The sequence below is a fragment of the Actinoplanes couchii genome (genome assembly GCF_016862075.1).
Taxonomy (GTDB): domain Bacteria; phylum Actinomycetota; class Actinomycetes; order Mycobacteriales; family Micromonosporaceae; genus Actinoplanes; species Actinoplanes couchii.
This window is the reverse complement of the sequence record NZ_BOMG01000010.1, coordinates 1-13,214: the sequence shown is the minus strand read 5'-3', so window position 1 is coordinate 13,214 and position 13,214 is coordinate 1. Positions and strand designations below refer to the sequence as shown.

The 13,214-nt window shown below is 69.8% G+C and carries 13 protein-coding genes and 2 pseudogenes; 8 read left to right on the top strand and 7 right to left on the bottom strand.

Annotated elements, in window-relative coordinates:
• Positions 1-149: 149 nt before the first annotated feature.
• The 4 genes and pseudogenes from Aco03nite_RS02750 (at position 150) to Aco03nite_RS02740 (ending at position 2,701) form a co-directional block, all read left to right on the top strand.
• A complete protein-coding gene (locus Aco03nite_RS02750; protein ID WP_203792968.1) occupies positions 150-491 on the top strand; it encodes a hypothetical protein in 342 nt (113 codons plus the stop codon).
• A pseudogene (locus tag Aco03nite_RS52555) lies at positions 488-1,006 on the top strand (response regulator transcription factor); the annotation flags it as partial. The gene Aco03nite_RS02750 and the pseudogene Aco03nite_RS52555, both read left to right, overlap by 4 nt.
• A gap of 255 nt (positions 1,007-1,261) precedes the next feature.
• Positions 1,262-1,666 (top strand): annotated as a pseudogene (locus Aco03nite_RS52550) (response regulator transcription factor); the annotation flags it as partial.
• 360 nt (positions 1,667-2,026) lie between these two features.
• Positions 2,027-2,701, top strand: coding sequence for an HAD family hydrolase (locus tag Aco03nite_RS02740; protein WP_203792967.1), 675 nt, complete (start codon positions 2,027-2,029; stop codon positions 2,699-2,701).
• Between the two features lie 91 nt (positions 2,702-2,792).
• On the opposite strand, the gene Aco03nite_RS02735 is transcribed toward Aco03nite_RS02740, so the two are convergent.
• From Aco03nite_RS02735 to Aco03nite_RS02725, 3 genes are all read right to left on the bottom strand, one after another.
• Complete coding sequence (locus Aco03nite_RS02735) at positions 2,793-3,449, bottom strand: HAD family hydrolase (RefSeq protein WP_275415805.1); 657 nt, start codon at positions 3,447-3,449, stop codon at positions 2,793-2,795.
• Positions 3,450-3,502: 53 nt separating this feature from the next.
• The gene (locus Aco03nite_RS02730; protein WP_203792966.1) at positions 3,503-4,216 is read right to left on the bottom strand and encodes a neutral zinc metallopeptidase; all 714 of its coding nucleotides are present in this window, start codon (positions 4,214-4,216) and stop codon (positions 3,503-3,505) included.
• 67 nt (positions 4,217-4,283) lie between these two features.
• Complete coding sequence (locus Aco03nite_RS02725; protein ID WP_203792965.1) at positions 4,284-4,838, bottom strand: hypothetical protein; 555 nt, start codon at positions 4,836-4,838, stop codon at positions 4,284-4,286.
• A 125-nt stretch (positions 4,839-4,963) separates the two neighbouring features.
• On the opposite strand from Aco03nite_RS02725, the gene Aco03nite_RS02720 reads away from it, so the two are divergent.
• Positions 4,964-5,833 (top strand): PAC2 family protein, encoded by an 870-nt coding sequence (locus tag Aco03nite_RS02720; RefSeq protein WP_203792964.1) that lies wholly within the window; start codon positions 4,964-4,966, stop codon positions 5,831-5,833.
• 107 nt (positions 5,834-5,940) lie between these two features.
• Here Aco03nite_RS02720 and Aco03nite_RS02715 read toward each other — a convergent pair whose 3' ends face one another.
• The 3 genes from Aco03nite_RS02715 to Aco03nite_RS02705 form a co-directional block, all read right to left on the bottom strand.
• Positions 5,941-6,132, bottom strand: coding sequence for a DUF397 domain-containing protein (locus Aco03nite_RS02715; RefSeq protein ID WP_203792963.1), 192 nt, complete (start codon positions 6,130-6,132; stop codon positions 5,941-5,943).
• A gap of 22 nt (positions 6,133-6,154) precedes the next feature.
• Positions 6,155-7,390, bottom strand: a complete 1,236-nt coding sequence (locus Aco03nite_RS02710) for a Scr1 family TA system antitoxin-like transcriptional regulator (protein WP_203792962.1) — start codon at positions 7,388-7,390, stop codon at positions 6,155-6,157.
• Between the two features lie 101 nt (positions 7,391-7,491).
• On the bottom strand, positions 7,492-7,902 hold the full coding sequence (locus Aco03nite_RS02705; RefSeq protein ID WP_203792961.1) for a DUF6232 family protein: 411 nt from the start codon (positions 7,900-7,902) through the stop codon (positions 7,492-7,494).
• 736 nt (positions 7,903-8,638) lie between these two features.
• Here Aco03nite_RS02705 and Aco03nite_RS02700 point away from each other — a divergent pair.
• Positions 8,639-9,430, top strand: coding sequence for a GntR family transcriptional regulator (locus Aco03nite_RS02700; protein WP_203792960.1), 792 nt, complete (start codon positions 8,639-8,641; stop codon positions 9,428-9,430).
• A 92-nt stretch (positions 9,431-9,522) separates the two neighbouring features.
• On the opposite strand, the gene Aco03nite_RS02695 is transcribed toward Aco03nite_RS02700, so the two are convergent.
• Positions 9,523-10,911, bottom strand: coding sequence for an alpha/beta fold hydrolase (locus Aco03nite_RS02695; RefSeq protein ID WP_203792959.1), 1,389 nt, complete (start codon positions 10,909-10,911; stop codon positions 9,523-9,525).
• Positions 10,912-11,020: 109 nt separating this feature from the next.
• Here Aco03nite_RS02695 and Aco03nite_RS02690 point away from each other — a divergent pair, with 109 nt between their 5' ends.
• Both Aco03nite_RS02690 and Aco03nite_RS02685 read left to right on the top strand, forming a co-directional pair.
• Complete coding sequence (locus tag Aco03nite_RS02690; protein ID WP_239144857.1) at positions 11,021-12,349, top strand: sensor histidine kinase; 1,329 nt, start codon at positions 11,021-11,023, stop codon at positions 12,347-12,349.
• Between the two features lie 74 nt (positions 12,350-12,423).
• A complete protein-coding gene (locus tag Aco03nite_RS02685; RefSeq protein WP_307837621.1) occupies positions 12,424-13,074 on the top strand; it encodes a response regulator in 651 nt (216 codons plus the stop codon).
• The last annotated feature ends 140 nt before the right edge of the window (positions 13,075-13,214 follow it).

The following is a 13,214-nucleotide window of genomic DNA, read 5'->3' as shown; positions in this document are numbered from 1 at the left end:
GGACGACCAGGCCCGGCACCGCCCACTTCCGGACGGCCGGGCGCAGCACCGTCCACCTCCGGAAGGCCGCGACAGCAACCGCCGTTCCCGGGATCATCCCGCCACTTCCACCGTGCGCCGCCACAACCACCGGTGTCCTCCGGACCACCATGTCCACGCAAAGGTCCGCCATCCGGCCGAATGGCACGGTCACCGTCGACGCCCCGACCGGCGCTCAGCCAACGGCGGGCAACCAGTGGCGTGGCCCCATAGCCGCCGACATCCCCGACACCCCGCCCACGATGGGCGATCTGCCGGCCGGGCTGTCAGGTGGCCAGCTCTCCGGGCTGTCCGGCGATCTGCCGACAGGGCTGTCGGGTGGTCTGCCAGCCGGGCCGCCGGATGGTCTGCCGGCCGAGCTGCCGGGTTGTCTGCTGGCCGAGCTGCCGGGTTGTCTGCTGGCCGAACTGCCGGATGGTCTGCCGGCCGAACTGCCGGGTGGTGCTTGGTGACGGGTCCGCTGCGGGTGCTGATCGCGGACGCCGCTCCCCTTCAACGCGCCGGTCTGCGGGCGGTTCTCACCACGAGTGCCGGTTCCCCGCCTCACCCCCTCCGCGACCGGCAGCCCTCCCCGACCGACCGGCAGCTCTCGCCCGCCGACCGACAGCCCTCGCCCGCCGACGGACAGCGCGGCGGGCCGCCCGCCGGTGAGCGGGATGCGAGCAGTCAGCAGGAGGCGGCCGCTCAACGCGGATCCTTCCCCACGGCGCGAGCCACCACGGCGGGATCCGATCCGGGTACCGCCGGCCACGCCGACAGCGACGATCGGAGCGACGGCCGCCGGGAGATCGTCGTCGCCGGGGAGGCCCGCGATGGGGCGGAGGCGATCGACCTGGCGCGGCGGTTGCTACCGGACGTGCTGATAGTCGACGTGGATCTACCCAAGCTGGACGGCCCGGCCGTGGCCCGGGCAATCACCGAGGCCCGCCTGGCGGTCCGGGTACTGGTCCTGAGCGGCACGGACACGAACGACACCGGCACACACCCGAACACCACGAACGCCGGTGGCACAGGCACGGGTGCCAGGAGCACAGGCGGCAACCGCATGGGCATCGGTACCGGCTCAAGCGGCACCGTCGGTACCGGCCTGGGCAACACCTCCGGTACCGGCTCAAGCGGCACTGCCGGTACCGGCCTGGGCAGCACCGCCGGTACCGGCCTGGGCAGCAACCGCTCCGGCGTAGGCGGCGCACTCTCCGGCGTAGGCGGCTCCACGGCCGCCGATGACGAGGTGGTGGCCGTGGTCGCGGCCGGCGCTACCGGCTACCTGCGTAAGGATTCCCCGCCGGAGGAGTTGGTGGCCGCCATTCACGCCGTGGCCGCCGGTGGCGCGGTCATCGCCCCGCGGATCCTGGCCCGGGTACTGGACCGGTTGACCTCGGCACTGTCCACCCTGCCCGACGCGAATGCCCTGTCCCGGCTCTCCCCACTGACCGCCCGCGAACGCGAGGTCCTGGTCCAGGTGGCCCGAGGCCACAGCAACAGCGAGATAGCCGGTGCCTTCGGCGTCAGCGAGACCACGGTGAAAACCCATGTCCGTAACGTCCTGACCAAGCTACGTCTCCGAGACCGCACCCAGGCCGTGATCCTGGCCTACGAGACGGGCCTGATCCGCCCCCGCCTCTGACCCACCGCACCACCACGTCCCGAGGAGGGAGGTCCATCGGTCCTCCCACCACCCGGCGTGCCCGGCCTCAGTTTCCCCACCACCCGGCGTGCCCGGCCTCAGTTTCCCCACCACCCGGCGTTCCTGGCCTCGGACTCCCCACAATCCGGCGTGCCCGGCCTCGGTCCTGACCGCCCGGCTACGTCCCTGTCCGTCGTCTGCTTGACCTCCTCGGCCGCGACCTTCCGCTCGTCTCCCTACCTCCCGCCCGTCCCCACTTCGGCCCAAGCCGCGCCGGTGTGGTCTCTGACCTCGGCTCGCATGGCGACGCACTCCTCGACAGCCGACCGGCTGTCCAGGTATCCACGGGAGAATGACCGGATGCCGCTGCTGCTGATGGATCTGGACAACACCCTGATCGACCGGGATTCGGCGTTTCGGGACGCGGTGACCGGATTCCTGGCCGAGCACGGCCTGCCCACCGGTGACCTGGCGTGGGTGATGGCGACCGACGGCGGTGGTTTCGCCGGCCGGGAGACGGTTGCCGCGGCGATGACCGCCCGCTACCCACAGATCGCATCGGCGGCGATCCATCAGTTGCTGAACACCGGCGCCGCGGACCGGGTGGTCCTCGCGCCGGGGGTGGCCGGCGAACTACGCCGCCTGGCGAACTGGACCACAGTCATCGTCACCAACGGCCGCACCGCGCAACAGCAGGCGAAGATCGTCAACACCGGCCTGGACCGCCTGGTCGACGGCTGGGTGATCTCCGAGCAGGCCGGTCACCGCAAACCCGACCCGGAGATCTTCCGGATGGCCGCGGCGGCGGCCGGTGGTTCCCTGGACGGCGCCTGGATGATCGGCGACTCAGCCCACGCCGACATCGCGAGCTGCGCCGCACTGGGCATCACCAGCGTCTGGCTGGCCCACGGTCGCCGGTGGCCCGAGAGCGGCTACCACCCGGCCCACACAGCCGACGGCATCCTGGCCGCGTTACGCCTGATCCCCGCGCCCGGAGACCCCGCCCCAACTGAGAAACCGGAGGCACGACCCTGAACTGAGAAACCGGGGGCACGGCCCTCAACTAAGAAACCGGGGGCACAGCCACCGACTGAAAAGCCCGACTGGGAACCCGATTGAGAACGGGTCAGACAGCGGTCAGGAGGGTGGCCAGGTAGGCCGGGTCGACGCCGGTCAACGTCGTCCGCATGTGCACGCCATCGACCGGGGTCAGTTCGAGCTCGGCCGGCACCGCCAGAACCCGGGCGCCCGCAGCCAGCGCGCTGGCCACCCCGCTGGGCGAGTCCTCGACGGCGACACAGGCGGTGATCGGCACACCGAGCAGGGCCGCGGCGGTGACGTACGGCTCCGGGTCCGGTTTGGGTTTCTGCACCTCGTCACCGCAGACCACGACGTCGAAGTTCTCCGGGCCGAGGGTCTTGAGCGCCACTTCGACGAGGCTGCGCCCCGTGGAGGTGACCAGTGCCGTCGGGATCCCTGCCACCCGTACAGCCGAAAGAAGCTCCATCGCACCGGGCCGCCAGACCATGCCCGCGGCGAAAAGCTCACGGACCCGCTCGGTCAGCCAGTGCACGTCCGGCGCCTCGGGCCGGTCGGGCTGCCCGAGGTCGTCACGGAAGAGCTGCATGCTGCGCGCCATGCTGGTGCCGACCATGGCGAGGCGGGCGCTGTCGGAGAGGACGCCACCGGCACGGACGGCGAGCTCGGCCAGGGCATCGCCCCAGACACTCTCGCTGTCGACCAGTGTGCCGTCCATGTCGAAGAGGACCGCGGCAGGTTTCACGCCCCCATTCTGGTGTCGATCGGGCCGGGCGCCGATGGTTTGTGACGGCGCCCTCAGAGGTTGCAGGCGGCGAGGGAGTTCTCGTATCCGTCGGCGAACGACTGGAACCGCTGCTGGGGTGTGCCGTGCGAACCCGGCGCGAACCATGGCTGCCCCGGATCGTCGCCGACCGCGGCCAGACCGTCGGCCAACTCCTGGGTGTCGCCGTCCTGCATGGTGAGGACCTGCTGGCGGGCCATGTCGCCGATGAACGCCCCGGCCATGCAGTCGGCCTGCAGTTCCTGTTCGATGGTGAACTCCTTGCGGATGCCGAGCCGGGCCTGGACGCCGTGCGCGTACTCATGGCCGAGCAGGTAGTAGACGAAGGCGTCGCCGATCTGCTGGAAGGCGGCGAAGGCCCAGTTCACGTCGTACGCGATGAAGTCACCGGCGGAGCAGTACACCGCGTTGTTACGGGGCAACGGCTGGCCGGCGCAGTCCACCTCCCCGTCCCGCTCGTACGGGATGACCTGCCTGATCGCCTGGAACGAGCCACCGAGCCGCTGCTCCCAGTACTGCTCGGCGATCAGCTGGGATCCACGGATGTCCTTCTCGAACTCCTCGGGGGTGTCGGTGCCGTCGGGGTCGACGCTGCCGGTGATCGCGACGGTGGGGTCGGCGGCCCGGTCGGGTGGTGGGTCCTGTCGGCCGGGCGCCGTGGGGGCGCAGCCGGCCAGCAGCACGAACGTGGTGAGAGGGGCAAGGATCGGTGCCGGTCGAACGAGCATGCGGTCCTCCTGGGCGGGGGACCTCCACGTTAGACCGATTCACCTGAACCTCGCCTGAACGGCTGTGTCACACCTTGCTGGGCAGGCGCCGGTGCAGCTCGGCCAGCAGGACCTCCGGTCCGGGAGACATCAGACCGACATCGATGATGTACGCGAAATCACCGCCCCGCCGCCGCACCCGCGGATGCCCACCGGAGCCCGGCAGTTCGGTCGCGTAGTCCTCGGCGATCGGATTGATCACCAGCTCGGTGAACGGCCCGCGCCCGTGCAGGGCCACCGACGCGATGCCGGACCAGGGCAGATGCACCGGCCGCCGCCCGGTCGCGGCGAAGTCGAGCCCGTGCACCGAGGTGTGCAGCCAGCCGAGCCGGCGCCAGACGATCAGCAGCGCCACGGCGGCCAGCACCGCCGGGACGATCAGGGTGAACTCCGCGTACACCACGATGTCGCCCGCGCCGGGCCGGTAGCCGGCGGCCATCCGGACCAGCAGGGTGATCAGCAGCATCGGCGACCAGGCCGCGGCCAGCACCCACAGGGCGGTCACGTACACCATCCCGCGATCCTGGACGAAGCTGACGGTGTCGTCGGTGGGCCCCAGAACCTGGTCAACGTGTTCAGCCATATGCAGCATTATGCCCAGATATATGCGACTTGGTGGCCTGTATCGACAGCGAGGCCCGTCGATCGGCCGAGGAGCCCGGCGCGGCCACCGGGTACGTTCCGGTGACCGCACGTAGGCTGTGTGCCATGACTGAGTTCGACGGCCTTCCGCTGCTCCGCTCTCCCGTGGCCATCGCCGCCTTCGAGGGCTGGAACGATGCTGCGGACGCTTCGACCGCGGCCGTGGAACATCTCGAGCAGGTGTGGGAGGCCAAAGAGGTCACCAGCATCGATCCCGAGGACTTCTACGACTTCCAGGTCAGCCGGCCCACCATCACCATGGCCGAGGGCGAGACCCGGAAGATCGAATGGCCCACCACCCGGTTCACCGTGGCCAGCCCGCCCGGCGCCGACCGGGACGTCGTCCTGATCCGCGGCATCGAACCGAGCATGCGGTGGCGTACCTTCTGCGAATCGGTCCTGGAGATCTGCCACAGCCTCGAGGTCAACCGGATCGTCCTGCTCGGCGCCCTGCTGGCCGACGTGCCCTACACCCGGCCCCTGCCGATCAGCGGCACCGCCAGCCACCCCGACATGGCCGAGAAATACAAGGTCGTTCCTACTCGGTACGACGGACCGACAGGCATCGTCGGCGTGCTGCAGGAGGCGGCCACCCGCGCCGACCTGGACGCCCTGTCGTTCTGGGTGCACGTCCCGCACTACGCCAACAACCCGCCCTGCCCCAAGGCCACGTTGTCGCTGCTCAGCCGGATCGAGGACGTCCTCGACCTGCCGGTCCCGATGGCCGACCTGGCCGAGCAGGCCGACGACTGGGAGAAGCGCGTCCGGGCCGCCGCCGAGCAGGACGCCGAACTCGGTGAGTACGTCCGGGAGCTCGAGGAACGTGTCGGTGACGCCGGCATCCAGCCGCTGACCGGCGACGAGATCGCCAGCGAGTTCGAGAAGTACCTGCGCCGCCGCGGCGGATCCGCCGGCCCCACCGCCGGCTCCTGGTGACCGCTCAGCTCTTGGTGACCGCCCGGCTTGGGTGACCGTCGGCTTTTCGTGACCGTCGGCTTTTCGTGACTGAAACGGGCGCCCCGAGGGGACGCCCGTTCACACAGTCAGAAAGACTTGCCGACGGCCAGGACAGCGTTCTGGAAGCCGTCCCATTCCTCGTACGTGAAGATCAAGGGCTCCTGCTCCGGGTTCTTGCCGTCACGGAGCATCACGGTGTTCGCCACCCGGCCGACCTCGATACAGGCACCCGTCGAACAGAAGGAACTCTTCTCCCACACCGTTGTGGTATCGATCATTTCGACCTCATCTCGAAAACGGTCAGGACTCCCTGCCCTGACCACGGCCGGGCGCCGCTGCCGCCCTGGCGATCTGAGCCCGCAGATCGTAGGCACGCGCCAGGATCAGCGCCCGGCTCGCTTCTTCTCCGAGGGCCTCGTCCCAGAAGCGCTCGAAGACATCCAGATGAAATCGGACCTCGGACCATTCCTCGACGAGGTCATCACGGGTGAACGACTCGCGGTACAGGACGGCGTCCTGGGGTTCGTCACCGTCACCGCCACCGCCGCCGCTGCCCGTGCTGTCATCACCGCCGCTGCCGTCACCGCCGCCACCGGCCACGCCGCCGACCTCCGCACCGCCGGCCGCCGCGCTGACGGTTCCCGCACCACCGGTCCCCGCACCACCAGCCTCCGCGCCGCCAGCGGTTTCCGCACCCCCGACTTCCGCTCCGCCAGCCTCCGCGTTGGCGGTTTCCGCGCCGCCGGCCTCCGCGCCGCTGGCCTCCGCGCCGCCGCTTTCCGCTCCGCTGGCGGTTTCCGCGCTGGCGACTTCCGCGCTGGCGGTCTTCTCGCCGCCGAGGTGCATGATGCTGAACGAACCGAACATCGCCACGACCGCGCCCACGTCCATCGGGACCACCCGCACCCGGACGTTCGGCCGGGACATGGTCTCCACCAGGTCCTCGAACTGGGCGGCCATCGACGCTTTGTCCCCGATCATCCGCCACAGAGCGGACTCGTCGAGCAGAAGCAGGTAATCCGGGGCACCGCCGCGCTCGATCACCTTCGTCCGGCGGGCCAGCCGCACCTCGCGGCGCACCCGGCGGGCTTCCTCCGCCAGGTCGAACCCGGACCAGGCCAGCGTCGCCTCCGCGGTCTCCGCCGTCTGCAGATAACCGGCGACCATGGTCGGCTGATACTCCCGGATGGTCGTCGCGGCCAACTCGAACTGCAGCAACTGCACCAGACCCGGCGTGAGATGTCGCCGGTGCACCGGATCCACCCAGTAACGCTCGCGCCGCGCGACGTGGGCATCCTCCACCAGCGCCGAGATCCGCTCCTCGTCGGTGACCCGGTAATGCGTCAGAATCGCCCGCAGGTCCGTCGGCGTGATGCTGACCTCGCCCAGCTCGATGCGTTGTAGCTTGGAGCGGGACCAGTTGAGACTGTCGGCGACGTCGTTGATGGTCGAACCGACGCGCTCCCGGGCAGCTCGCAGGGCCAGGCGAACCCGCCGTCGGGAGACAGCGGGCAATTCCTCGCGCTCAGCCGACATTCGCCCCCACCCAGCATCTCCGTCGCCGTTGACCGACGCTAAGAGCGATGTAGCAGACTGCTGTGTCGCTCATAACCCGCTGAGCATAGCCTAATGGACACTCAGGATTCCCGAGCCTCCTTGCTCCGGATCAGACCGCGGCGGAAAGCCTCGAACTCACGCTCGTCCGTGGAGGAGAAGATCTCCACATCGACCCCGCGATAGTACGCGCGGAGCTGCCGGCGGCGCCCGGACCGCGAACGCAGCAGGAAGCCGGCGCCGAGCGTCAGGGCAGCGGTGGCCGTGACCGCCACAATCATCGAGCCGGCACCCAGCACGGGAAGCGAGACAACGGCCGCCACCAGGGCAGATGCGCCAAGTGCCTGATGACCGGCCCGATCCTGCCCGTCGCGCGACCGGACGACGCGGATGTCGGTCAGCTCGGCCACCTCGAAGCTGCGGCGGCACTCACTGGACACTCTCACGATCCGATGTGTGATGACGGCTCGCGGCCCCCGGTAGAAGTCCGTCACTCCCCTCACCCTCCCCTCACGCGTGTGTCGCCCGAAAGGGCCACCGAGTCAGGCGGGCGACACCCAGTTGCCGCTGGATGTCGCCCCTCCGACCCCTCAACCCTCCTTAACGTGTCCTCAGTATGCGGTGCAAACGCCTGTACCCGCTAGACCGCTATCAGCTTTGTAGCCATCAGCCGAATTCACTCACGACGCAGACACAGCCGCCAGACCATGAGCACGCCAAGCCCACGGCACCGCCACCCGTTTGAACAGCCATCCACTCGCCACACCACAGCACCGCCGCCCGCTGAACAGCCATGCGCTCACCGCCTCCACCAGCAGGAACGCAGTCAGCAATGGGCCTGTCGTGTCCTTTCACAGCACTGCAGTCCGGCGGGTTCGCGCTCATCACCCTCGCTCACAGCACCGCGATCCGGCGGGTCCGGGCGACGCGCTCGTCGCCCTCACCCATAGCGGGCGCGGTCCGGCGATCTCGCAGCACCACGGTCGGGCGATCAGCTACATGCACGTTGCGTCCGCTCGCAGCACCGCAGTTCGCCGATCGGCCATGCTCGACGGATTCCCCTTCAGCGCCGCCGCCCGATGATCGGCGAGTGCTTGACGCGCTCCCCTCATCGCCACCACCCGGTGACCGGCGACCCGGTCGCCGTCGGGATACCGTGCGTGTCGCTCTAGCGGCCACCACGACACCTGGTGCATCCTAGGAACCTAGCTCCTAGGTCGAGGAGGCAGGATGACGATCAATCCGGGCGCCGCGGAGTTCCCGCATCGGCAGATCGCAGCCCAACTGCGGGAGCGCATCCGGCGTGGCGACTGGCAGCCGGGCGAGCGCCTCCCCTCCATCCCCGCCATGGCGGAGATGTTCGGCGTCGCCAAGCAGACCGTCCAGCGCACCGTCGACCAGCTGCGGGTCGAAGGCATCCTGATCACCAAACCCGGTTCCGGCACGTACGTCCGCGGCACCCGCCGCCGCCTCAACCGCCTCTCCCGCGGCCGGTACGGAGCACACCGCGGCTATCACGCCGACCTGGCCGCCCGTTACCGACAGAAGCTCACCGCCGTCGGCCGCGAGGCTGCACCCCCCGAGGTGGCCGACGCCTTCGGAGTCCGCGACGGCACCGAGATGCTGGTCCGCCGGCACGTGGTCCGAGCCGACGACGCCACCGTAGAGGTGGGCGCCTCCTGGTTCCGGGTGGTGGACGCGAGCGGCACCACCCTGGAACGGCACGAGGCCTTCGGCCGCCCCCTCTACCAGGAGGCCGAGGAGGTGCTGGGCCGCCGCTACACGACCGCCACCGACACCATCAGCGCCCGCCAGCCCAGCCGCGAAGAGGCGGAGATCCTGCAGATCCGCCCGGACACCCCCGTCCTGCACCTGCTCCACGTGGCCTTCGACGAGACCCGAAAGCCGATCGAGGTGGCCCAGGCAACCTGGCCCGGCCCGATGACGACTCTGACCGAGGAGTACCGCATCCCGGCCCCCACACCTGACCCGGACCCCGACCCCGGCATGGCCCTCATCTGACCCCCACCCGCCCCAAACCACCCCGAACAGCCCGAACAGCCCGAACAGCCCGAACCCAATCCCGACCACGCCCAGCAAACCCGGCGTGGCGGTCAACCGGATGGCTGGAGCAGGGCTGTCAGTGCGTCGACGAACCGGTCCGGGGTCTCGGACATCGGGCGATGGCCGGCTCCCGGGATGGTCACCAGGCGTTTGTCCGGCGAGCGCAGCGTTTCGTACCAGGAGGCGAACGGAACGGCCAGCCCTCGCATCTCCCGCTCCCCCTGGATGAAATAGGCCGGGACCGTCAGCGCCGGCACGTCGTGGTGCAGGTCGACGCTCTGCAAGCCCGGGTACAACTCGTCCCAGGTATCCAGCATCGCGACCATCGTGTGGACCTTCTGCAGCATGGTGTACTCCGGGACGTTCAGGTCGAAGGACGGAGCGGGCAGACCGTACGCCTCGTTCACGTAGAGCTGGAACGGCTCGTAGTCGTAGACGTCCGGCCATGGTGGTGGACCCTGCTCCTCCAATCGTTTCACCACCTCCCGCCTCTCCTGGGCTCGCGCCCACGTCAGCATGTCCTGGTAGAAGATCCGGTCGCCGGCACGTAGATCCACCGCCTGGCCGGTGCCGACGTAGACGCTGAACCGCTCCGGATGCCGGTACGCGGCCACGATCGCGGGAATAGAACCACCGGAGTGCCCGAGCAGCACGATCCGGTCCCGGTCGAAACGCTGTCGTAGGCGGTCGGTGACGGTGATGACGTCGGCGACCTCGGAGTCCAGCGTGACCCCGTCGCCCAGGGCCGGATAGGACGCTCCGCCGCCGCGCCGGTCCAGGGTCGCGACCACGAAGTGGTTCTCCAGCGCGGACAACCGGGTTCGCATCATCCCGGTGTCCGACGCACCCGGTGGACCGGGCACGTACAACAGCACCGGCGAGGTGGTGGATCGTCCCCTGATCATCACGCCGAGACCGTCGACATCGGTCAGCTCGGCGATCCCACCGGGGATCGGATCGGTTCGCGCCGGCACCACGACAGCCACCGCCAGCGCCACGGTCAGGGCCGTCGCCAGGCTGGTCGCGACCCGGCCGGCCACCCGGCGGAACCTGGTGCGAGCCGGGCGGCGGTGTGCCCAGGCGGCACCGGCGGCCATCGGCAGCAGAGCCAGGAGACCGTGCATGAAACGACCGCTGACCAGCACGAGGACCCCTATCGGAGTCAGCACCGGTGGATCCACTGAGGGGCCGGAGACGCCGATGCGGGCCGACTCGAGTGCCACCACGTACAACAAAGGGGCCAGAAGAATCGCCCACCGTGAGCGCGCCGACCGGCCGGCCAGGACGCCGACGGCCGCGCTGATCACGATCGACCACAGCGCCTGGCCGCCGGTGAGCGGGCCGCGCGGGGTCCAGAAGGCCGCGATCACGCCCCAGGCGACCACGACGAGGAGAGCGCCGGCGGACCGGGCGGGAGAGTGTCTGCCGAGATCTGTCATGCCGGGAAGGATGCTTCGGCGCGGATGCCGTCCACATCGTTCTTAGGCATGTTTTCAAGCAATACTTTGGTAGCTCCCCGATGGCCTCGGATCCTTCTACTCTTGCGCCATGTTTCTCGCCCTCCTGGTTCCTGAGCCCGGTGGCGCCCAGGCCGTCCTGCGGGACCGGGTCGCCGACGCTGTGGCGATCGTGGTCGCTCTGTTCTACGGCACCGTGATGATGGTGCTGGGTGACGCGATGCGTCCCGGCCCAGCCATCCCGTGGCAGGCCGACCTCGCGCTCGGGGTCGCCTGCGCCGGTGCTCTGCTCGTGCGCAGGCGTTTCCCACTCGCGGTCGCCGGGGTGCTGCTGCCGTTCGGCGCGATCTCGGTGACCGCCACCGGCCCGATCATCGTGGCGCTGTTCACCGCGGCGATCCGGCACCGGCTGCCACTCGTGCTGCTGCTCGGCGCGGGCAACATCGCCACCTCGGGGGTCTACTTCCTACTGCACGACCATCCGGCGTACGGGATCTGGCTGGACCTGCTGATCCGGGGCCTGGTCACCGGTGCGGCCGTGGGATGGGGACTGTTCGTGCAGGCCTACCGGCGGCTGACCACATCACTGCGTGATCACGCCGCGCGGTTGGTGGCCGAGCAACAGTGGCGTGAGGAGCAGGCCCGGTCCACCGAGCGGGCCCGCATCGCCCGGGAGATGCACGATGTGCTCGCCCACCGGATGTCCCTGATCAGTCTGCACGCCGGTGCTCTCGAAGTGCGGGTGGACGCTTCGGTGGAGGAGCGGGCGATCGCCGCCGGGGCCATCCGCCGCAGTGCCCACGACGCCCTGGAGGAGTTGCGCACGGTGGTCGGTGTGCCGGACGGCCGTCCGGAGCCACCACAGCCAGGGCTCGGCGACATGACCGACCTGATCACCAGCGCGCGGGCGGCCGGCATGACCGTCGACTACTGGAACGGGGTCTCCCACGACAGCCCGCCGTCGCAGTTGAGCCGTACCGCCTACCGCATCATCCAGGAATGCCTGACGAACGCCCGTAAGCACGGCACCGGCCCGGCCGCGGCTGTCCGCCTGTTCGGCGCTGCGGGCCGGGGGCTCCGCATCGTCGTCACCAATCCTCTGCACGGAACGGCGAACAAGGGCACCGGGCACGGAACTGCGCACGGAGACACCGGACACGGGGCTGCACCTGTGGACACCGGGCACGGGGCTTCGCCCGCAGACACCGGTCACGGGGCTTCGACTGCGGACACCGGTCACGGGGCTTCGACTCCGGACACCGGGCGCTGGACGGCGCATGGGGGCACCGGCTCCGACCAGCGCAGGGGCCACGGACTCATCGGAATCGACGAACGTGTCGCCCTGGCCGGCGGCCGGGTGACCCACGGTCCGTCCGACGACGAGTTCCGGACGGAGGTGGATCTGCCGTGGCCGAAATAGCTTCCACCCGGCTCGGTTCGCCGGCACCCACCAGGACCGTTCCCGTGTCCGGAGAGCCCTGCTCCGGTCCGCGGGTGATCAGGCTGATGCTCGTCGACGACGACGCGATGGTCCGGGCCGGGTTGCGGATCCTGGTCGGCGGCTCGGCCGACATCGAGGTGGTCGCGGAGGCCGCTGACGGCGCCGAGGCGGTGACCTTCTCGGATGCTCACCGGCCGGACGTGATCCTGATGGACATCCGGATGCCCGGGGTCGACGGTCTGGCCGCCACCCGGCGTATCCGCAGCCGAGCCGGGGCGCCGCAGGTGATCGTGCTGACGACGTTCGGGGCCGACCACAATGTGTTGGAGGCGCTTCGGAGCGGGGCCAGCGGATTCCTGCTGAAGGACACCGCGCCGCTGGAGATCCTGGCGGCGGTGCGGTCCGTAGCGGGCGGTGCGGGCATTCTGTCCCCCACGCTCATCCGGCGGCTCATCGATCATGTCGCCGATCCCCAGGCGAGCAGCCGCCGGGCCCGGGCCCAGTCGCGTCTCGCCGTGCTCACCGAACGAGAACGTGAGGTCGCCGTCCTGGTCGGGCAGGGCTACTCCAACGCCGAAATCGTCACCCGGCTGCGGGTGAGCCTTCCGACCGTCAAGGGCCACGTGTCACGGCTGCTCAGCAAGCTCGAGTTGAACAACCGCGTGCAGATCGCCCTGGTCGTCCATGATGCGGAGCTGCTGTGACGCCGCCCGGATCGCCGGATGGCGACCGGCGCCCGCTGTCGACCTTCGCGGGGCCGCCAGGAAACCGCGCCACCGTCCTCAGCCTCGGCCTTCACCGGACCGACAAAAATCGCGTCGCCGTCCTCAGCCTCGGCCTTCGC

Bases quoted from the DNA above. Each gene is read 5' to 3' on its own strand.
- Aco03nite_RS02750 (WP_203792968.1), top strand. From the start codon at position 150: ATGTCCACGCAAAGGTCCGCCATCCGGCCGAATGGCACGGTCACCGTC.
- Aco03nite_RS02740 (WP_203792967.1), top strand. From the start codon at position 2,027: ATGCCGCTGCTGCTGATGGATCTGGACAACACCCTGATCGACCGGGAT.
- Aco03nite_RS02730 (WP_203792966.1), bottom strand. From the start codon at position 4,216: ATGCTCGTTCGACCGGCACCGATCCTTGCCCCTCTCACCACGTTCGTG.
- Aco03nite_RS02725 (WP_203792965.1), bottom strand. From the start codon at position 4,838: ATGGCTGAACACGTTGACCAGGTTCTGGGGCCCACCGACGACACCGTC.
- Aco03nite_RS02720 (WP_203792964.1), top strand. From the start codon at position 4,964: ATGACTGAGTTCGACGGCCTTCCGCTGCTCCGCTCTCCCGTGGCCATC.
- Aco03nite_RS02715 (WP_203792963.1), bottom strand. From the start codon at position 6,132: ATGATCGATACCACAACGGTGTGGGAGAAGAGTTCCTTCTGTTCGACG.
- Aco03nite_RS02710 (WP_203792962.1), bottom strand. From the start codon at position 7,390: ATGTCGGCTGAGCGCGAGGAATTGCCCGCTGTCTCCCGACGGCGGGTT.
- Aco03nite_RS02700 (WP_203792960.1), top strand. From the start codon at position 8,639: ATGACGATCAATCCGGGCGCCGCGGAGTTCCCGCATCGGCAGATCGCA.
- Aco03nite_RS02695 (WP_203792959.1), bottom strand. From the start codon at position 10,911: ATGACAGATCTCGGCAGACACTCTCCCGCCCGGTCCGCCGGCGCTCTC.
- Aco03nite_RS02690 (WP_239144857.1), top strand. From the start codon at position 11,021: ATGTTTCTCGCCCTCCTGGTTCCTGAGCCCGGTGGCGCCCAGGCCGTC.